This is a genomic window from Sphingomonas sp. SORGH_AS_0789 (assembly GCF_031453055.1).
GTDB lineage: Bacteria > Pseudomonadota > Alphaproteobacteria > Sphingomonadales > Sphingomonadaceae > Sphingomonas.
Genome location: NZ_JAVIYV010000001.1, coordinates 2,098,320 through 2,117,213, shown reverse-complemented (window position 1 = coordinate 2,117,213; position 18,894 = coordinate 2,098,320). Strand labels below are relative to the sequence as shown.

At 67.4% G+C, this 18,894-nt stretch carries 19 protein-coding genes; 6 read left to right on the top strand and 13 right to left on the bottom strand.

Translation table 11 applies throughout. From position 1 onward, the window contains the following. The first annotated feature begins 78 nt into the window (after positions 1-78). From QE360_RS09785 to QE360_RS09775, 3 genes are all read left to right on the top strand, one after another. Entirely contained in the window at positions 79-1,269 is a 1,191-nt protein-coding gene (locus tag QE360_RS09785; protein ID WP_309701145.1) for an aspartate aminotransferase family protein, read from the top strand. A gap of 53 nt (positions 1,270-1,322) precedes the next feature. Then, positions 1,323-2,270, top strand: a complete 948-nt coding sequence (gene argF, locus QE360_RS09780) for an ornithine carbamoyltransferase (protein WP_309701142.1) — start codon at positions 1,323-1,325, stop codon at positions 2,268-2,270. Positions 2,271-2,403: 133 nt separating this feature from the next. Continuing rightward, complete coding sequence (locus QE360_RS09775) at positions 2,404-3,318, top strand: Hsp33 family molecular chaperone HslO (RefSeq protein ID WP_307100506.1); 915 nt, start codon at positions 2,404-2,406, stop codon at positions 3,316-3,318. Between the two features lie 216 nt (positions 3,319-3,534). On the opposite strand, the gene QE360_RS09770 is transcribed toward QE360_RS09775, so the two are convergent. From QE360_RS09770 to QE360_RS09760, 3 genes are read right to left on the bottom strand one after another with little or no spacing between them, the layout of a single operon-like run. Further along, entirely contained in the window at positions 3,535-4,326 is a 792-nt protein-coding gene (locus QE360_RS09770; protein WP_309701140.1) for a LysR family transcriptional regulator, read from the bottom strand. Then, a complete protein-coding gene (gene apaG, locus QE360_RS09765) occupies positions 4,323-4,721 on the bottom strand; it encodes a Co2+/Mg2+ efflux protein ApaG (protein WP_307100510.1) in 399 nt (132 codons plus the stop codon). The genes QE360_RS09770 and apaG overlap by 4 nt, the downstream gene beginning before the upstream one ends. Then, positions 4,718-5,926 (bottom strand): aminotransferase class I/II-fold pyridoxal phosphate-dependent enzyme, encoded by a 1,209-nt coding sequence (locus QE360_RS09760; RefSeq protein WP_309701139.1) that lies wholly within the window; start codon positions 5,924-5,926, stop codon positions 4,718-4,720. The genes apaG and QE360_RS09760 overlap by 4 nt, the downstream gene beginning before the upstream one ends. Positions 5,927-6,055: 129 nt before the next feature. Between QE360_RS09760 and QE360_RS09755 the strand changes: the two genes are divergently transcribed. Next, complete coding sequence (locus QE360_RS09755) at positions 6,056-6,367, top strand: hypothetical protein (protein ID WP_309701137.1); 312 nt, start codon at positions 6,056-6,058, stop codon at positions 6,365-6,367. A 131-nt stretch (positions 6,368-6,498) separates the two neighbouring features. Here QE360_RS09755 and QE360_RS09750 read toward each other — a convergent pair whose 3' ends face one another. Beyond that, complete coding sequence (locus QE360_RS09750) at positions 6,499-8,358, bottom strand: beta-galactosidase (protein WP_309701135.1); 1,860 nt, start codon at positions 8,356-8,358, stop codon at positions 6,499-6,501. 196 nt (positions 8,359-8,554) lie between these two features. On the opposite strand from QE360_RS09750, the gene QE360_RS09745 reads away from it, so the two are divergent. Further along, a complete protein-coding gene (locus QE360_RS09745) occupies positions 8,555-9,799 on the top strand; it encodes a phospholipid carrier-dependent glycosyltransferase (protein WP_309701133.1) in 1,245 nt (414 codons plus the stop codon). Between the two features lie 116 nt (positions 9,800-9,915). Here the strand turns inward: QE360_RS09745 and QE360_RS09740 are convergent, their stop codons facing one another. The 3 genes from QE360_RS09740 to recO are packed head-to-tail and all read right to left on the bottom strand — an operon-like array spanning position 9,916 to position 12,854. After that, positions 9,916-11,016 (bottom strand): glycosyltransferase family 2 protein, encoded by a 1,101-nt coding sequence (locus QE360_RS09740; protein ID WP_309701131.1) that lies wholly within the window; start codon positions 11,014-11,016, stop codon positions 9,916-9,918. A 5-nt stretch (positions 11,017-11,021) separates the two neighbouring features. Continuing rightward, on the bottom strand, positions 11,022-12,065 hold the full coding sequence (gene leuB / locus QE360_RS09735; RefSeq protein WP_309701129.1) for a 3-isopropylmalate dehydrogenase: 1,044 nt from the start codon (positions 12,063-12,065) through the stop codon (positions 11,022-11,024). A gap of 57 nt (positions 12,066-12,122) precedes the next feature. Next, positions 12,123-12,854, bottom strand: a complete 732-nt coding sequence (gene recO / locus QE360_RS09730; RefSeq protein ID WP_309701127.1) for a DNA repair protein RecO — start codon at positions 12,852-12,854, stop codon at positions 12,123-12,125. A gap of 713 nt (positions 12,855-13,567) precedes the next feature. Here recO and QE360_RS09725 point away from each other — a divergent pair. Then, positions 13,568-13,696, top strand: coding sequence for a hypothetical protein (locus tag QE360_RS09725; RefSeq protein WP_309701125.1), 129 nt, complete (start codon positions 13,568-13,570; stop codon positions 13,694-13,696). 48 nt (positions 13,697-13,744) lie between these two features. Here the strand turns inward: QE360_RS09725 and uvrC are convergent, their stop codons facing one another. The 6 genes from uvrC to QE360_RS09695 all read right to left on the bottom strand — a co-directional run bounded on the left by uvrC (position 13,745) and on the right by QE360_RS09695 (position 18,884). Continuing rightward, positions 13,745-15,664, bottom strand: a complete 1,920-nt coding sequence (gene uvrC, locus QE360_RS09720; RefSeq protein WP_309701123.1) for an excinuclease ABC subunit UvrC — start codon at positions 15,662-15,664, stop codon at positions 13,745-13,747. A 223-nt stretch (positions 15,665-15,887) separates the two neighbouring features. Beyond that, positions 15,888-16,208 carry a multidrug efflux SMR transporter gene (locus QE360_RS09715; protein WP_307100527.1) on the bottom strand — a complete coding sequence of 107 codons (321 nt, stop codon included), beginning with the start codon at positions 16,206-16,208 and terminating at the stop codon, positions 15,888-15,890. Positions 16,209-16,575: 367 nt separating this feature from the next. Further along, positions 16,576-17,238: a hypothetical protein gene (locus tag QE360_RS09710; protein WP_309701120.1), complete on the bottom strand. Its 663-nt coding sequence runs from the start codon at positions 17,236-17,238 to the stop codon at positions 16,576-16,578. Continuing rightward, positions 17,231-17,725, bottom strand: coding sequence for an ATPase (locus tag QE360_RS09705; RefSeq protein ID WP_261269959.1), 495 nt, complete (start codon positions 17,723-17,725; stop codon positions 17,231-17,233). The genes QE360_RS09710 and QE360_RS09705 overlap by 8 nt, the downstream gene beginning before the upstream one ends. A 58-nt stretch (positions 17,726-17,783) precedes the next feature. Further along, a complete protein-coding gene (locus QE360_RS09700) occupies positions 17,784-18,011 on the bottom strand; it encodes a F0F1 ATP synthase subunit C (protein ID WP_007406947.1) in 228 nt (75 codons plus the stop codon). An 81-nt stretch (positions 18,012-18,092) separates the two neighbouring features. Further along, positions 18,093-18,884 carry a F0F1 ATP synthase subunit A gene (locus QE360_RS09695; RefSeq protein ID WP_309701110.1) on the bottom strand — a complete coding sequence of 264 codons (792 nt, stop codon included), beginning with the start codon at positions 18,882-18,884 and terminating at the stop codon, positions 18,093-18,095. Between the last annotated feature and the right edge of the window lie 10 nt (positions 18,885-18,894).

Sequence of the window (18,894 nt, the reverse complement as noted above, 5' to 3'; positions counted from 1 at the left end):
GTCTCGCTTTTGGTGATCGGCTAACGTGACACCGGGCGGCCCATTGAGCCGCCCTTTGCTGTTTGAAGGAGACGTCCCGTGACCATCACCGCCCTGATGCCCGTTTACCCACGGTGCGGGGTGCGTCCGGTCCGAGGCGAGGGCGTCTATCTGTATGGCGAAAATGGCGAGCAGTATCTGGACTTTGCCGCCGGGATCGCGGTGAACGCGCTGGGCCATGGCCATCCCAAACTGGTCGAGGCGATCGCCAAACAGGCCGCGACGCTGATGCACGTGTCCAACCTGTACGGCAGCCCGCAGGGTGAGCATTTCGCGCAGCGGCTGGTCGATTCGACCTTTGCCGACACGGTGTTCTTCACCAATTCGGGCGCCGAGGCGGTCGAGTGCGCGATCAAGACCGCGCGCCGCTATCACTTCGCCAACGGCAATCCGCAGAAGCATACGCTGATCACGTTCAACAACGCGTTCCATGGCCGGACGCTGGGCGCGATCTCCGCGACCAACCAGCCCAAGATGCGCGACGGGTTCGAGCCGCTGCTGCCCGGCTTCGCCTATGCGCCGTTCGACGATCTGGAGGCGGCGCTCGCGCTGATCGACGAGAACACCGCCGGTTTCCTGGTCGAGCCGATCCAGGGTGAAGGCGGCCTGCGCCCTGCCAGCACGGAATTCCTCCAGGGCCTGCGCAAGGCGTGCGACGAGCATGGCCTGCTGCTGGTGCTGGACGAGGTGCAGTGCGGTTATGGTCGCACCGGCAAGTTCTTCGCGCATGAGCTGTACGGCGTGACGCCGGATATCATGGCGGTGGCCAAGGGCATTGGCGGCGGCTTCCCGCTGGGCGCGTGCCTGGCGACCGAGGAAGCGGCCAAGGGCATGGTGATCGGCACCCACGGCTCGACCTATGGCGGCAACCCGCTGTCCATGGCGGCGGGCGAGGCGGTGCTGGACGTGATCCAGGAGCCGGGCTTCCTCGAACATGTCGAGGCGATGGGCCAGCGGCTGCGCTCCACGCTGGAGCAGATGATTCCGAATTTCGATCATCTGTTCGAGGAAGTGCGCGGCCACGGCCTGATGCAGGGGCTGAAGATGAAGAGCGACAGCCGTCGCTTCGTCGCGCATTGCCGCGACCATCACGGGCTGCTGCTGGTCGCGGCGGGCGAGAATGTGATCCGCATCCTGCCGCCGCTGACCATCGACGAGAGCCACATCACCGAGTTCGCGACGAAACTGTCCGACGCCGCGCGCGTCTACGTCCCCGCCGCCGACGATTGATGATCCCTGCCACCCCGGCGGCACCGTCCGCCGGGGCGACGGAGTAATATTCCATGACGATCCGCCACTTCCTGAACCTCGCCGACGCCGGTCCCGAGGGTGTGACCGCCATTCTGACCGATGCCCAGGCCCGCAAGGCCGCGCGCGCCGGTTTCACCAAGGGCCGCGTCGATGCCGACGCCCCGCTGGCCGGGCATGTCCTCGCCATGGTGTTCGAGAAGAACTCGACCCGCACCCGCGTCAGCTTCGACATGGCGATCCGCCAGCTGGGCGGCACCTCGATCGTGCTCGATGCCGGGACCATGCAGCTGGGTCGCGGCGAGACGATCGCCGACACCGCGCGCATCCTGTCGGGCTATACCGACGCGATCATGATCCGCACCGACGATCATGCCAAGGTCGAGGAGATGGCGCATTATGCCAGCGTGCCGGTCATCAACGGCCTGACCGACCTGTCGCACCCCTGCCAGATCATGGCCGACCTGCTGACCGTGATCGAGGCGGGCAAGACCCTGACCGGCATGAAGGTCGCCTGGCTGGGAGACGGCAACAACGTGCTATACTCTATCATCGAGGCGGCCAGTTTGCTGCACTTCGAGGTTTGGGCGGCTTGCCCCCAAGGCTATGAACTTGATCCCGCCGCGCTTGCTTTGGCTAGGGCGCGTGTCGCAGGGACGGCAGCCGCCGATTTCATCACGACGACGAACAGTCCAGCGGCCGCCGTCGAGGGGGCGGATATCGTCGTGACCGACACCTGGATCTCGATGGGCCAGGCCCATGCCGAGGAAAAGCTCGCCGCGATGATGCCGTTCCAGGTCAATGCCGCACTGATGGCGCTGGCCAAGCCCGACGCCAAGTTCCTCCACTGTCTCCCTGCGCACCGCGACGAGGAAGTCACGTCGGACGTCATCGACGGGCCGCAATCGCTGATCTGGCCGGAGGCGGAGAATCGCCTCCACGCGCAGAAATCGGTGCTGCGCTGGTGCTTCGGCCAAGTGTGAAATCGGCTCGGTTGATCGGCAGCGAACCGATCCTATCTATGGAAAGGCCGGCGGGTTCGTCGGCCTTTTCTCTTTCCCCCGCCGCACCGGCACCATATCGCCCGGACGTTTCCCGGCGCGTAAAGGCACGACCATGACCGACCTCACCCTGCCCGACCTCGACCGCGCGATCGCGTTCACCATCCCCGAGCAGCATGCGCGCGGACGGCTGGTGCGGCTGGGCCCCGTGCTGGACGAGATCCTGGCGGCGCATGCCTATCCCCCGGTGATCGAGCGGCTGCTGGCCGAGGCGCTGACCCTGACCGCGCTGATGGGCGCGACGCTGAAGGACACGGGCGGGCAGCTGACCATCCAGACGCGCAGCGACAGCGGCGTGATCCGGCTGCTGGTCTGCGATTATCGCGGCGGCGAGCTGCGCGGCTATATCCAGTATGACGAGGACCGGCTGGCCGAACTGCCCGCCGACCCGACGCTGTTCGCGCTGTTTGGCCAAGGCTATCTGGCGATCACCTTCGACCTGGCGGTGACCGGCGAACGCTATCAGGGCATCGTGCCGATCGACGGCGAGACGCTGTCGGCGGCGGCGGAGAGCTATTTCATCCAGTCCGAACAGATCCCCAGCCTGTTGCGCGTCGGGATCGCCAAGGGACCGGACGGCCGCACCGTCGCGGGCGGCCTGTTCCTCCAGCATCTGCCCGAGGGCGAGGAAGGCCGCGAGCGGCTGCACGTCAAGCTCGACCATCCCGAATGGGAGCATGTCCAGGCGCTGGGCCAGACCATGCAGGCCGAGGAACTGGCCGACGCCGCGCTGCCGCTGGAAACGCTCGTGTGGCGGCTGTTCAACGAGGAACAGAATGTCCGCGTGTCGGAAAGCCCGGCCATCGTGCGCGGCTGCCGCTGCTCGGCGGAGTATATCGCCAGCGTCATCACCAAATTCTCGGTCGAGGAACGGCGCGAGATGGCGGATGCCGAGGGACTGATCCAGGTCGACTGCGCGTTCTGCGCCAAGAAATTCCCGGTGCCCTTCGACGCGGAAGCGGCGGCCTGACCGTCTTTTCCTCGCCTGTAAGGGGAGGAATGGAGCCACTCTTCGTTCCCCGGCGAAGGCCGGGGCCCAGCTTCGATGTCGGTGAGATGGCGCGACACGCTGCGGGGGAGGCATCGCCACCCGCTCGCTTTTGCCTCCCACGCGGCACAAGCCCATTCCCCCAGCCGCATCGCAACTGGGCCCCGGCATTCGCCGGGGAACGTGGAGTGATGGCGCTTACCCGCCGAGCGCCTCGACCAGCAGCTTGACCTTCTGCTGGCGCCATTGCGGCAGCGGCGCGACCAGCCAATAGCCCATGCGCGAGGGCACCGCCTCGCCGGTGGCGATCACGCGCCCCTCGGCCAGATCGCGCTCGGCGAGAAGCTGCGGCACGATCGCGCGGCCCAGCCCCGCCGCCACCGCGTCGATCGCCAGTCCCGCATCGGTCACGCGGACCAGCGGCGTTCCTTCTTCGGGCGCGCCGGGCCAGGCGATCAGCGACGCGTCTTCGGGACCGCCGGGAGCACCGATCGCGATCATCCCGTCCGACTCGATCGCCTCGCCCTCCAGCCCGCCGGGCCCGTCGCCCCAGCGGATGGCGAGGTCGAGATTGGCCTCGGTGAAGTCCAGCCCCTCGTCCGATGCGATCAGCGAGAAGCGCAGGTCCGGATCGCTGGCGGCGATCGCGGCCAGGCGCGGCATCAGCCACTTCTCGGTCACGTCGCGCGGCGCGGCGATGGTCAGCGACTTGGACGACTGGCCCGCCTGCATCGCGCGCACGGCGTCCTCGAACTGTAGGAAGCCCGCACGAAGCGGTGCGAGACCGGCTTCCGCTTCCGGGGTCAGCTCCAGCCCGCGCGTGGTCCGGCGGAACAGGACGACGCCCAGCGTATCCTCCAGCGCGCGGATCTGCTGCCCGACCGCCGCCGGGGTGACGGCCAGTTCGTCGGCGGCGCGGGTGAAGCTCAGATGCCGGGCCGCCGCGTCCAGCACGCGCAAGCCGTTCAGCGGCAGATGCGTCCGCTTCACGATTCCACCGCCGGCGCGATCAGCGCGAAATGGGGGATGGCCGCATCGAAGGTCTCGCCGTCCGCGCCGACCATGCGATAGCTGCCCTGCATCGCCCCGCTGGTCGTCGCCAGCGGGCAGCCCGAGACATAGTCATAGGCCGCACCCGGCTGGATCACCGGCTGTTCGCCGACCACGCCCTCGCCCTCGACAGAATGGCGTGCGCCGCGCCCATCGGTGATGATCCAGCGGCGGGTGAGCAGCTGCACCGGCTGATCGCCCTCATTCTCGATGCGGACATGATAGGCCCAGAACCAGCGCCCGCGCTCGGGCTCCGACTGTTCGGGCAGATAGCTGACCGACACCCGGACCGTCACCGGCCCGGTGGTCAGCGCATGGGAAAAGAGCGCCTTCACAGACCCACGGCACGCAGCGCCTGGTCGAGATCGTCGATCAGGTCGTCCGCATCCTCCAGCCCGACATTCAGGCGCAGCATCCCCTCGCCGATCCCCATCTCGACCCGCTTGTCCTCGGCGACGCCCGCATGGGTGGTCGAGGCGGGGTGGGTCATCAGCGAGCGCGAGTCGCCGATATTGTTGGAGATATCGATCAGCTCCAGCGCATCGAGCAGCCCGTGCGCCTGGGTCCGACCGCCATCGAGTTCGATCGCGAAGATGCTGCCGCCCGCCTTCATCTGGCGCATGGCGAGTTCATGCTGCGGATGGCTGGGCAGCGCCGGGCACAGGACGCGGGGCACGCGCCCCTCCAGGAAGGAAGCGACCTTCAACGCCGATTCCGACTGGCGGTGGATGCGCAGGTCGAGCGTCTCCAGCCCCTTGAGCACCACCCAGGCGTTGAACGCCGACAGGGTCGGGCCGGTGTTGCGGGTGAAAGGCAGCAGCGTGTTGGTGATGAAATCTTCCGAACCGCACACCGCGCCCGCCAGCACGCGCCCCTGCCCGTCCATCATCTTGGTGGCCGAATAGGCGGTCACGTCCGCGCCGAAATCCATCGGCCGCTGAAGCGCCGGGGTGGCGAAGGCATTGTCGACGACCGTGGTGATCCCACGCTCGCGCGCGATGGCGCAGATCGCCTCCAGGTCGGCCACGTCCATCGTCGGATTGGCGGGCGTCTCGAAGAAGAAGACCTTGGTTTCGGGCCGCACCGCATCCAGGAACGCCTGCGGGTCGCGCGCATCGACGACGGTGGTGGCGATGCCGAACTTGGGCAGCAGCGTGTCGGTCAGCCAGCGGCACGAGCCGAACGCCGCGCGCCCGCCGACCAGATGGTCGCCCGCCTGCAACTGGCACAGCAGCACCGCGGTCATCGCCGCCATGCCCGACGCCATGGTCCGGCACGCCTCCGCGCCCTCCAGCAGCGCGATGCGCTGTTCGAGCATCTCGACGGTCGGGTTCTGGAGGCGGGAATAGGTCATCCCCTCCTGCTCGCCCGCGAACCGCGCCGCCGCATCGCCCGCCCGGTCATAGCAATAGCCCGAGGTCAGGAAGAGCGCCTCGGAGGTTTCGCCATATTCCGACCGCGCGGTGCCGCCGCGAACGGCCTGCGTGGCGGGGCGCCATTGGGTGGTGATCGAACGGTCCTGGCCAGTCTTGCGCTTCATGCCAGCCCATTTGCCGGTCCGGGGGGCGGGGTTCAAGGATATTCGGACACGCGCGGCCAAGTGTAGCCGTTACCGAAGCGGAACGGAATTGCGACGATCCGGTTGTTGCGGCCGAAACGAACAGGGGAAATGACGATGAAGATGCGTATCGGTCTTTTGCTGGCCGCCAGCCTGGTCTCGCTGTCGGCCTGCAACAACAAGGGCACCGACAAGCTGGCGGGCCGGGTCGAGGACGCCGCCGACAACCGCGCCGACAATATGGAAAGCCAGGCGGACATACTGCGCAACGAGGCCAAGGCGCTCGACAAGCAGGCCGAGAAGACCCGCGACTATGCCGAGGACCGCGCCGACGCGATCAAGGCCGCCGACGTCAATGCCAGCGCGATGAGCCAGGAACAGCGCGATGCGATCGTCGCCAACCAGGCAGCGGCGGTGCGCTAAAAACACCAAATTCCTCCCCTGCAAGGGGAGGTGGCAGTCCGTAGGACTGACGGAGGGGTGTCCCGGCCAGCGGTGACACCCCTCCACCATGCTGCGCATGGTCCCCCTCCCCTTGCAGGGGAGGAATAGGATTACTGCGCCTCGCGGTGGTTGGTCACCTTGCCCCAGATGGGCTTGTCCACCGTGGTCAGCCGGTCGCCGGCATCCCCGGTCAGGTCGAAGAACAGGACGCGGTTCGCCCCCTGCTTCATCCACGGCGCAGGCGTGAACAGTGTGTGGACGGGGCCGATCCCCCAATAGCGGCCCAGATTATGGCCGTTGAACCACAACTGCCCCTTATGCGCGCCGCGCATGTCGAGATAGGTGTCGGCGGGTTGCGCCACGGTCATCTCCGCCTCGTAGAAACAGGGCCCGGTGCAGGGCCTGGCCGATAGCTTCAACGCCGACAGGTCGTCCATCGGCAGGCGGAACATCTGCCAGTCGGTCAGCGGCTGCCCCGCCAGCATCACCGCGCCGGTGAGGCCAGCCTGCTCGGTCCGGATGGCGTGGCTGTAATTCACGCGGCCGGTATTCTCGACCAATATGTCCAGCGTCGCTGGCGCGGTCCGCGCGGGCAGCTCCACCGTTTCCTGATCCAGCCGCCGGTCGAGCGTGCCGACCAGCTTGCGGCCCAGATAGACCTGCGCATAGCTGTGCATGCCCTTGAGCATCAGCGTCCCCGCCGGGCCCTTTGGCACGGTGACGCGGTAGAGGACGTAACCGTAATTCTGGTCGAGTTCCTCGAACGTCTTGGGCTGCGCCGCACGGATCGGCTGCGGCAGATTGTCCCAGAGCGAGGCGCTGCGCCGGACCGGCGAGACGGGGAAGCGCTGTGCTATGGTGGGCGCGGGAGTGGGGGCGGCGGGCTTGCCGGTCACCTCGGCGATGGCGGCGGCGATCAGCCCGTATTTGTAGCGCGGATTGCCCGCCTCATCGATCGGCGCGTCATAGTCATAGCTGGTCGTGTCGGGGTGATAGTCCTTGCCGGTGTGCGAATCCGCCCCGTTCATCCAGCCGAAGGTGGTGCCGCCATGGACCATGTAGAGCGAGATCGAATAGCCGCGCTTGAGCATATAGGCCATTTCCTCGGCCTCTTTCCGGCCGTCGGTCTCGTGATGGTCCTCGCCCCATTTGTCGAACCAGCCCGCCCAATATTCGCCGACCATGCGCAGACCGTCGGGGCGATAGGCCTCCAGCTTGGCGATGGCGTTCTGCGCGCCGCCCGACCCGAAATTGACGACCGATGGCAGGTTGGGCAGCGACCCCTTGGCCAGATCGCCGCCCTGGTTGCTGGTGAACAACACCCCGTCCGCCAGACCGGCGCGCTTGTAGCTGGCCTCCAGCCCGCGCAGATAGTCCTGGTCGCTGCCAAAGGCGCCATATTCATTCTCGAGCTGGACCGCGACGATCGGCCCGCCATTCTTCAGAAGCAGCGGCTTGACCTCCTGCCCCAGCCGCATCAGCCAGCGATCGACCGCGGCGGTATATTTGGGATCGGTCGAGCGCAGCACGAGGCTGCGGTCCTTGAGCAGCCAGGACGGATAGCCGCCCAGTTCCCATTCGGCGCAGACATAGGGACCGGGGCGCAGGATGACGTCCAGCCCCTCGGCCTGCGCGTCGCGGATGAAGGCGACGATGTCGTTCTGACCGCTGAAGTCATAGGTGCCGGGGCGCGGTTCGTGCGCGTTCCAGAAGGCATAGGTGGTGATGGTGTTCAGCCCCATCGCCTTGGCCTTGCGCAGCCGGTCGCGCCAATAGGCGCGCGGGATGCGGACATAGTGCATCTCGCCCGAAATCACCTGATGCGGCTGGCCGTTGCGCAGAAAGCCCTTGCCCTGCACCGCGAAGGTCCGGGGCGGGCCGTCATTGGCGGTGGGGCCTTGCGCCTGAAGCGGCGACAGGGCGGTGGCCGCCAGAATCCCGCACAAGATCGATCGAACCGCTCGCGTCACGTCACTCTCCCGCAATCTGGACCGGACGGGATGTGTCGGACGATTGCGCCCCACCCCTGCCCCTTCGCCATGGGTGCCATGCGCAAAGCCTTTCGTCAAATTGTCTGACCATTGAAAAGGGAACCGACGCCCCTTTCGCGTCGGGCGCCACCAACCCCATTGCCCCGCTTCACGTGCGGCGTCATGACCTGGGGCCATGCGCCGCCTGCTCGCCCCCTTCAGCCGCCCGGTCCCGGCGCTCCTCGCCCTTCTGGTCGCCGCGCAGGCCCTGTTCTGCTGGCGGCTGACCACGCCGCACAAGCTGGTCTTCGACGAGGTTCATTACGTCCCCGCCGCCCGCGCGCTGCTGGCGCTGGAGGGGCCGGTGAACATCGAGCATCCGCTGCTCGGCAAGGCGCTGATCGGGCTGGGCATGATGGCCTTTGGCGACAATCCGCTCGGCTGGCGGGCGATGTCGACGCTGGCGGGCACCGCGATCGTCGGCGGGGTGTTCGCCATCGTCTGGCTGATGACCCGGCGGACGCGCGCCGCCGCGATCGGGGCGGGGCTGACGCTCGCCAACTTCATGGTGCTGGTGCAAGCGCGGATCGCGATGCTGGACGGCTTCATGGCGGCGTTCACCGTGCTTGCGGTCGCCGCCATGGGCTGGGCGATGCGCGGCACGCCCGCGCAAAGCCGGTGGCGCTGGGGCCTGGGCGCGGTGCTGCTGGGGCTGGCGGTCGGGACCAAATGGGCGGCGGTCCCCTATCTGGGCTATGCCGCGATCGGCTTCGTCGTGATGAAGCGCGGCGACCCCAGCCGCTGGCCGGGGCTGCGCTGGTGGTCGGCCTGGGGGCTGCTGGGCATCGGGGCGGGGCTGGCCTATGCCGCGACCTTCGCACCCGCCTTTTTCTATGCGCGCGATCCGCTGACCGCGGCGGGGTTCGTGCCCTTTCAGCTCGACATGTATGCGCGCCAGACCCAGGTGCTGGCGGCGCATACCTATCAGTCGGCCTGGTGGAGCTGGCCGGTGATCGGGCGGCCTATCTGGTATTTCTACGAGGTCGCCGACGGGGCGCAGCGGGGCATCTTCCTGCTCGGCAATCCGGCGGTGATGTGGGGCGGGCTGGTCGCGGTGGCGGTCTGCGCGCTGGGCTGGGTCCGGACGCGCGAGGTGCGGCCGGGATTCGCGGCGGCGCTGTGGATCGGCGGCTTTGCGGTCTGGGCGATCATCCCCAAGTCGCTGGGCTTCTATTATTATTACTTCCTGCCCGCCATCTGGCTGTCGGTCGCGCTGGCGGTGGCGATCGATCGGTGGCGGGCGACGCTGCGCGACTGGGACGAGGCCTATCTGGTCGCGGCCGCCTGTCTGTTCGTCTATTTCTATCCGATCCTGACGGCGGGGGCGCTGGCGGGGCCGAAGTCCTTCGTGCGGTGGACGTGGTTTGTCGATTGGCGGTGAGCTTGTCCCTTGGCCTTCGACTTCGCTCAGGCTGAACGGCGTTTGGGGTCAGGCCCAGTCCACCAGCCGTTCAGGCTGAGCGAAGTCGAAGCCCACGCCCCGCCCTCACCGCCAGCTCAATACCGCCCCCAGACGAACCGCGACGACAGCGCGTAATTCCACACCGCGCCGACAAGCACCCCGATCAGCGCCGACACGGCCCATTCGTTCGCCCGCGCATCGTGCAGAAAGGCCGCGACGCCGACATTGGCGATCGCCCCGACCGCACAGACCAGACAGAAAGACACCCAACCGTCGAGCAGCGGCCGGAACCCGCGCAGGCGCCGATCGCGATAGGTCAGCGCGTTGTTCAGGAAGAAGTTGAACGTCATCGCCGCCGCCACCGCGACGATCTGGCTGGCCAGGAAGGTCGCGCCGAGCAGCACGAAGAACAGGCTGAGTACCGCCATATGGACGCCCACGCCGAGCACCCCGATCGCGGAGAACATGGCGAAGCGCACGGGCACGACCTTGCCGAAGCGGCGGTCGTAGAGCGCAATCAGATATTCCATCGCGACGACGTGATCGAGCTTCGACTCGCCCTCGGTCCGCACGCGGAAGACATAGGGCATCTCGGCGGCGCGCAAGGGGCGCGGCGAGGCGCTCATGATGTCGAGCAGGATCTTGAAGCCGATTCCCGACAGATGCGGCACCGTCTCGCGCGCCACGGCCGTACGGACCATGAAGAAGCCGCTCATCGGGTCGGACAGGTTCACGTTCAGCACCCGCTGCGACAGCCGGGTCGCAAAGGCCGACTTGGCCACCCGGTCGCGGTCCCAGTCGCCCGTGCCGCCGCCATCCACGAAGCGCGAGCCGACGACGATGTCGAGATCGTCCTCCGCCTGCAACCGGTCGAGCATCTTCGGCAGCAGCGTCTCGTCATGCTGCAGATCGCCGTCGATCACCGCCACCATCGGCGCGGCGGTGGCGCACATCCCCTCGATACAGGCCGAGGACAGGCCCCGCCGTCCGATCCGCTGGATCACCCGGACGCGGGGGTCGACCCGCGCCAGCTCGCGCGCGGCATCCGCCGTGCCGTCGGGGCTGTTGTCATCGACGAAGATCGCCTCCCACCGCCGCCCGGCCAGCGCCTGGTCGAGCTTGGCGATGAGCACGGGCACATTGGCGCGCTCGTTGAAGGTCGGGATGACGACCGCGAGTTCGAGGAGCGCGCTCACCGAGGTCAGAGGCGCTCGAGGATCGCGTCGGCCATGGCGCGGGTCGACAGGCTGCCGCCCAGATCGCCGGTCCGCGCACCGTCGCGGATCGCGCCCGCTACCGCCGCGTCGATCCGGTCGGCGGCCTCGGCCAGCCCCAGCGAGTGGCGCAGCATCATCGCCGAGGACAGGATCGCCGCGCAGGGATTGGCCTTGCCCTGCCCGGCAATGTCGGGCGCCGAGCCATGGATCGGCTCGTACAGCCCCTTGCCCGTCGCGCCGAGCGCGGCCGAGGGCAGCATCCCGATCGAGCCCGCGCACATCGACGCCTGGTCCGACAATATGTCGCCGAACAGATTGCCGGTCAGGATCACGTCGAACTGGCCCGGATCGCGCACCAACTGCATCGCGCAATTGTCGACATACATATGGTCGAGCGCGACCTCGGGGTAATCCTTCGCCACCTCGACCACCACGTCGCGCCACAGCTGCGAGGTTTCCAGCACATTGGCCTTGTCCACCGACAGCAGGCGGCGGCGACGGCGCATCGCCGTTTCGAAGCCGACACGGGCGATCCGGGCGACCTCTTCCTCGTCATAGCGCATCAGGTCATGACCCTCGCGCAACCCCGCCTCGGTGGTGCCGCGACCCTTGGCGCCGAAATAGACGTCGCCGGTCAGTTCGCGCACGATCACCATGTCGATGCGCCGCGCGATGTCGGGGCGCAGCGAGCTGGCATCCTCCAGCCCCTCGAACAGCCGGGCGGGGCGCAGATTGGCGAACAGGCCGAACGCCTTGCGAAGCCCCAGGATCGCCTGTTCGGGCCGATGCGCGCGCTCCAGCGTGTCGAAGCGCGGATCGCCGACCGCCCCGAACAGCAGCGCATCGGCGCGCTCCGCCACCTCCAGCGTCTCGGGCGGCAGCGGATGGCCCGCCGCTTCATACGCCGCGCCACCGACCTTGGCCTCCTCGAAGGTCAGGCCGAGGTCCAGCGCCTCCAGAACGCGCCGCGCTTCGGCGGTCACTTCCGGGCCGATGCCGTCACCGGCGAGGATCGCGATCAATGCCATGGCTGGCCCCTTGTCCTAAGCTGAGTTCGGAGCGCCCTTTGCCTTAGCGGGCGGGCATCACGCAACCGCCCTTTTGAAACGATCGAACAGCCGGGCGCGGGCCGGCATCGGATCATGGCGCAGACCGGCCAGGATGTCGCGCGCCAGGAAATGCGCGGTGATCCGCCCGGCGGCGAAGATATCGGGCCAATCCCCCACCCCGCCCTCACGCAGAAAGGGCGGCAGGGGAAACAGCCGCGCCTCGTACCCGAACGCCGCCCCCGCCGACACCGCCGCGCCGCTCTTGGGACTGACATAGGCGAGATCGGTCGTCCCGCCGGTGACGGTGCACCGCTCCAGATCGAGCCCGAACCCCAACTGCCCCAGCAGCAGCAACTCATAGCGCACCAGCGCCCCCGCCCAGCCCCGCGCCGAGGGCGCCGACTCGATCGCGGTCAGCACCGCATCGAGCGCGTCATACAGGACCGGATAAGGCTGCTCCTCGGGCAGCGCGGCGGCGGTCAGCGCGCACAGCCACTCGATCCCGGCGGCGGCTAGCGGCTCGCCGTGGAGCCCCGCGCGGCTATGCCCCGGCTCGATGGTCAGCGCGGCGAGTTGCTCGACGGTCCGCGCCCGCCATTCGCCGATAATGCCGTTACCCGGTTGCAGCACCGGCCTGAGCGCCCGCGACCGCCCGCCCCGGACATAACCGGGCTGCACCCCGTCCTCGCGGGTCAAGGCCCGCACGATCGCCCCATGCTCGCCATGCGGCCGGACCGACAGGATGATGGCGGGGGCGACGCGGTGCATGTCTGGGGATGTAGGGGGGAATGGGGTGGGATACCATGGATGGCGAGCGGGCCGATCCGCGCTGACCCCTCGACCGAAAAAATCAGCGCGGATCGACATTCAGCATTGCTTCTTCTGCCCCTATCCCCTGGACAGGGGAGAGGGTTAGCGGAGCTTGCCAGCCTGCTGGCTAGCGCAGCTTGGGTGGGGGGTTGAGCGAGCCCAAGGGCTCGCGCGCTCGCTTGGCGAGCGCCCACCCCTCACCCAGCTCCGACTAAGCCTTTGCTCTCGCAAAGGCCAAGTCTGCGCAACCCTCTCCCCTCTGCGAGGGGCGAGGGAAGGAAAGGCATCGCTGAATGGCGACCCGCCGCCCCAGCAGGAAGTGGGAGGCTTATCGCTTCGACGCCGGAGAATGGCCCCGCGCGTCCGGTTTTACGGGGCAGATGCTTGCCCGGAACCTTGGCATCAGCCCGGTGCGCCAAAGCGCCGGCATATAGGCATGGACCTCGCACGCGGCGCGGCTCCCCTCGGCGCGATCGCATCGTTCAATCCCGCCATCCGCGCCACGGGGGAGCACGCCATCGAGTTGGTGACGGTCGCCGGATGACAGGCTCGCCCTGAAATCGTCCAATAGCTGGAGCATGTCTCCGGGCGGGACCCTGACGATCTCCGGGGCGGAACAGGCGGTCGCCTTGTGCGAGGGCGGAGAGCTGACGGACTGCGCGGCAAGCACCATGGCAAAAGCGATCGGCACGCTCGTCTCCCGCTTCGATAAAGCCGTTTCCAAACCGGCTCTTCCCGCCGGACAGCAAAGCTGCACGGCCGATGCGCAGGCTATCGCGCTATGGCTTACCGTCTGCTGACAAACGCATGAATTCGACCATGATCGGCCTCGGAAGCAATGGAGGCTCTCACCGGCTATGGTAAAAGTCGTACACCTGCTGCGCCACCGCCTGGCTGACCCCCGGCGCCTTCTGCAAGTCTTCCAAGCTGGCATTGCGCACCGCCCGGCCCGTGCCGAAGTGCATCAGCAGCGCCTTCTTCCGCGCCGGGCCGATGCCGGGCACTTCGTCCAGCGGGCTTGCGCCCATCGCCTTGGCGCGCTTGTCGCGGTGCGCGCCGATCACGAAGCGGTGGACCTCGTCGCGTAGCCGCTGGAGGTAGAAGAGCAGCGGCGCGTTGACCGGCAGCATCCGTTCGCTGCCGTCCATCATGTGAAAGACCTCGCGCCCCTCGCGGCCGTGATGCGGGCCCTTGGCGACGCCGACCAGGCAGACATCCTCGATGCCCAGATCCTCCAGCACCGCCTTGGCCGCGTTGAGTTGGCCGCGTCCGCCGTCGATCAGGACCAGGTCGGGCCAGGTCGCATCGTCGCGGTCGGGATTTTCCTCCAGCTGACGCGCGAAGCGGCGACGGAAGACTTCGCGCATCATGCCGAAATCGTCATTGGTCGCCGCCTCGTTCCCCTTGATGTTGAACTTGCGATACTGGCCCTTCTGGAAACCCTCCGGCCCGGCCACCACCATCGCGCCCAGCGCATTGGTGCCCTGGATATGGCTGTTGTCGTACACTTCGATCCGCTGCGGCGGTTCGGACAGGTCGAAGAAGTCCGCCACCTCGCGCAGCAATTTGGCCTGGGTGGTCGACTCGGCCAGCCGCCGGTCGAGCGCCTCGACCGCGTTGCGCTTCGCCTGGTCGAGCAGGCGGCGGCGGTCGCCGCGCTGCGGCACGGTGAGTTGCACCTTGTATCCCGCCCGCTCGCCCAGCGCCTCGGTCAGCAATTCGCCTTCGGGCAGGTCGCGGTCGAGCAGGATCGTCTTGGCGGGCGGCACCTCCTCATAGAATTGGGTGAGGAAGCTGGTCAGCACCTCCTCCTCGGGCACGTCGGTGGTATGCGCGGGAAAGAAGCTGCGATGCCCCCAATTCTGGCCGCCGCGGATGAAGAAGGCCTGGATGCCCATCACCCCCTCGCGACACGCCAGCGCGAAGATGTCGGCATCGCCCACGCCCTCGGCATTGATCGCCTGAGTCCCCTGGATGAAGGTCAGCGCCTTCAGCCGGTCGCGCAGGATCGCGGCGAGCTCGAAATCCATCGCTTCGGCGGCGTCCTGCATCTGCTTGCCCAGCTTGGCCTGGACCTGGGTCGACTTGCCGCCGAGGAAATTCTTCGCGTCGGCGACCAGCTCGGCATAGGCCGCCTCGTCGATCCGGCCGACGCACGGGGCCGAGCATCGCTTGATCTGGTAGAGCAGGCACGGCCGGTCGCGCCCCTTGAAGAAGCTGTCGGTGCACGACCGCAGCAGGAAAAGCTTTTGCAGCGCGTTCAGCGTGTTGTTGACGCTGCCTGCGCTGGCGAAGGGGCCATAGTAATTGCCGACCGCCCGCCTGGCGCCGCGATGCTTCTGGATGCGCGGAAAGTCGTGATCGTTGCGCAGCAGGATGAAGGGAAAGCTCTTGTCGTCGCGCAGCAGCACGTTGAAGGCCGGGCGGTAGCGCTTGATGAGCTGCGCCTCGAGCAGCAGCGCCTCGGCCTCGTTGTTGGTCGTGACGATCGTCATCGACCGGGTCTGCGCCACCATGCGTTGCAGGCGCTTGGGCAGGCGGTCGACCTGGGTGTAATTGGCGACGCGGTTCTTCAGCGCCCGCGCCTTGCCGATATACAGCACGTCGCCGCGCGCATCCTGCATCCGGTACACGCCCGGCCGCAGCGGCAGCGTCGCCAGCACGTTGCGGATCGCCGCCACCCCCGCCTTCAGATCGGGCGCATCGGCCCCGCGCAGGGTGAAGGTGGATTTCTCTTCGTTGAAGCGGTCGACGGGAGGCTCGGACATTACGGCCGATTTAGGAGCGCGGGGGGCGGATCGCTACCCTGTGAGGTGGCTTTGGTTCACGCGAAGACGCGAAGACGCGACGGTTTTTGTTCGCGCGGAGGCGCGGAGGACGCAGAGGCGTTCCAAACGTGGCGGTCGGAAGACCTTCTTCTTTCTCCGCGCTCTCTGCGCCTCCGCACGAACCATCTTCTTCGTGTCTTCGCGGCTTCGCGCGAACCCAAATTCAGCCCTGCGCGAACAGCTTGGTTCCCATCACGCCGATCACGGTCAGCACCATGAAGCCCGCCTGGACCGGCGCGATCCTGTCGCCGAAGACGATCGCGCCGCCGATGACGACGCCCACCGCGCCCAGCCCGGTCCACACCGCATAGGCGGTCCCGGCCGCAAGCCCGCGCATGGCCAGCGCCAGCAGGCCCATATTCACGAAGCTGAGCAGGATCGGCACGCTCGACGCCTGCCAGGTGGCTACGGTCGCCGCCCATTTCAGGCTCAGCGCCCAGCAAATCTCGGTAATCACGGCAATGCCCAGAATGACCCATGCCATCGGAGCGTCTCCTTGGTTACGGGCTCGGCACTATGGGCATCGGCGCCGGAAACCCGGAAGAGACGGCGATGCGACCCCGTGTGTGCGGGACTATGTCATTTGGGGCTTGGCCCCTCCACCACCGGGCTTGGCCCGGCGGTCCCCCTCCCCAAGCCGAGCTTGGGGAGGAATGGGCTTTCCCATCCCCCGTTCGGGCTGAGCGAAGTCGAAGCCCACGCCCTGCCCTCTCCACGCGCGGGGCGAGGGATTCCCTTGGGCTTCGACTTCGCTCAGCCTGAACGGGGTGGGTGGTTGTTCGGCCGCCAAAAACGACCGAACCGCGCCTCGGTCGCCCGAAGCGCGGTCCTGTCACTGGCCCTGGCGCCGATCAGTTCGGGCGACCGAGCCCTGCAATCGAGCGGTCGATCATCGCCCGATCGGCTTCGACCGAATGATGCTCGGCGATCAGCAGACCGGCGGCCTTGGCCGCGGCCTCGGCGGCGCGGGCGCGGACCTCCGCCAGCGCGGTGCGCTCGGCGGCCGCGATCTTGTCTTCGGCCATCTTGGCGCGACGCTCCATCAGCGCCTCGGCATCGGCCTTGGCCTTGCTGAGCAGCTGCCCCGCCTCGTGCTGCGCCTGGACGCGCATCGCCTCGGCATCGGCATGCGCCGCCTTGGCCTTGGCCTCATATTCGGCCTTCAGCGCTTCGGCTTCCTGACGCAGCTTGGTCGCTTCGTCGAGCTGGGCACGGATACCGGCGATCTTCTGGTCGAGCGAGCGCCCGATCATCGCGGGCACCTTCTTGACCAGCATCCCGATCAGCACGACCAGAGCGGCAAGCGCCACCCAGCCGGTCGAATCGAAACCCAGCGCGGTCGGGCTGGCGGCATGATGCTCGCCCTCGGCGGGCGCGACCGTGTTGGCGGTCAGGCCATCGCCCTCGCGGATCGGCTGGGGGGCCATGCCCTCGGCCGAGGCCGCATCGGCCAGGTTCTGCGCGACCAGCGCGTCGGCGTTGGTCAGCGCGCCGTTCGGGGAATGATTAGCCATGCGCGCTCACCTTTCGCACCGCGTCGGCCGCCGCATCCTCGCCCACATGGACGCCGGACAGCTTGGCGACGAGATCGCGCGCGGCCTCGGCCGCCACGGACTGAAGATTGGCCATCGCCTCGGCCTTGGCATTGGCGATCGCCAGGTCGTGATGACCCAGCCGCTCGGCCAGGTCGGCATCGGCCGCCTTGACCTGCGCCTCGAAGGCATGGGTGGCCCGCGCCTTGGCGGCGTTGGTTTCCGCCATCGCGGCGGTGCGCGCGGCGTCCATCTCGGCCCGCCATGCCGCCTCGACCCGGTCGGCCTCGGCACGCGCGGCCTCCGCCGCCGCCAGATCGCCGGCGATACGGGCTTCGCGAGCGTCGACGGTCGCCTGAATCTTGGGCACCATCCCACGACCGACCACGAAATAGAGCAGGCCGAAGGTGATCAGGAGCCAGAAGATCTGCGACGCATAGGTCGCACTGATCTGTGCTATCTGGGGCATGGAGTCCTCGTTGCCATATCAACCGGGCGACACGGGGCCGCCCGGCCGATCCGAATGATTAGGCGACGAACACCAGGATGATCATCGTCACGAAGGCGAGCAGGCCCAGAAGCTCGGCACCGGCGAAACCGATGAAGAGGCGGCCCTGCTGGCTGTCCGCCGCACCCGGATTGCGCAGCGCGCCTTCGAGGAACTTGGCGAACACGTTGCCCACGCCGAGCGAGGCGATGCCCATGCCGATAGCGGCCAGACCGGCACCGATCAGCTTCGCGGCTTCTGCGTCCATTTCAATCACTCCAGTTCAAAAAGGGTCGTTTGGGTATTCAAGTCGTGCGGCGAGGCCGCCCGCCCGGTCCGGCTCCCCGGATCAGTGCAGGTTGACCGCGTCGTTCAGATAGACCGAGGTCAGCAGCGCGAAGACATAGGCCTGGATCGCGGCGACCAGCAGTTCGAGAAGCGTGATGCCGATCATCAGCAGGAAGCTCGGCAAGGTGACAAGCGCGGCATAGCCCGGGCCCATGTTGATGCCGTTGATGACGAAGGCGGCGAGAACCTTCAGCAGGATGTGCCCCGCGGTCATCGCGACGAACAGTCGCAGACCCAGCGAGAAGGGGCGCACCAGGAAGCTCATCAGCTCGACCACGAAGATCAGCGGAATCATCAGCTTGGGCGTACCGTGCGGCACGAACAGCGCGAAGAAGTGGAAACCGTGGCGACCGAAGCCGACGATCAGCACGATCGCGAACGAGATCAGCGCGAGCACGCCGGTCACGGTCACATGGCTGGTCACGGTGAAGGGATGGACACCCGGCACCACGCCGAAGGGCAGCAGGCCCAGCACGTTGGCGAACAGGATGAACATGAAGAGCGAGAAGACATAAGGCAGGAAGCGCTTGCCCTCCGGCCCGATATTCGACGTCAGCATCGAATTGACGAAGCCGGTGAAGCCCTCGACCGCCGCCTGCCAGCGACCGGGAACCAGATCGCGCTTCATCCCGCCGATCATGAAGATCCACAGCGCGACCAGCGTCGCCACCATCCACAGAGCGGAATTGGTGAAGGAAAGGTCGTAGCCGCCGACCACCCAATGCCGACCGAGCACCGGCTCGATCAGGAACTGGTGCATCGGATCAATCTTGCCGCCCGATTCTGCCGCCACGCTGCTTCGT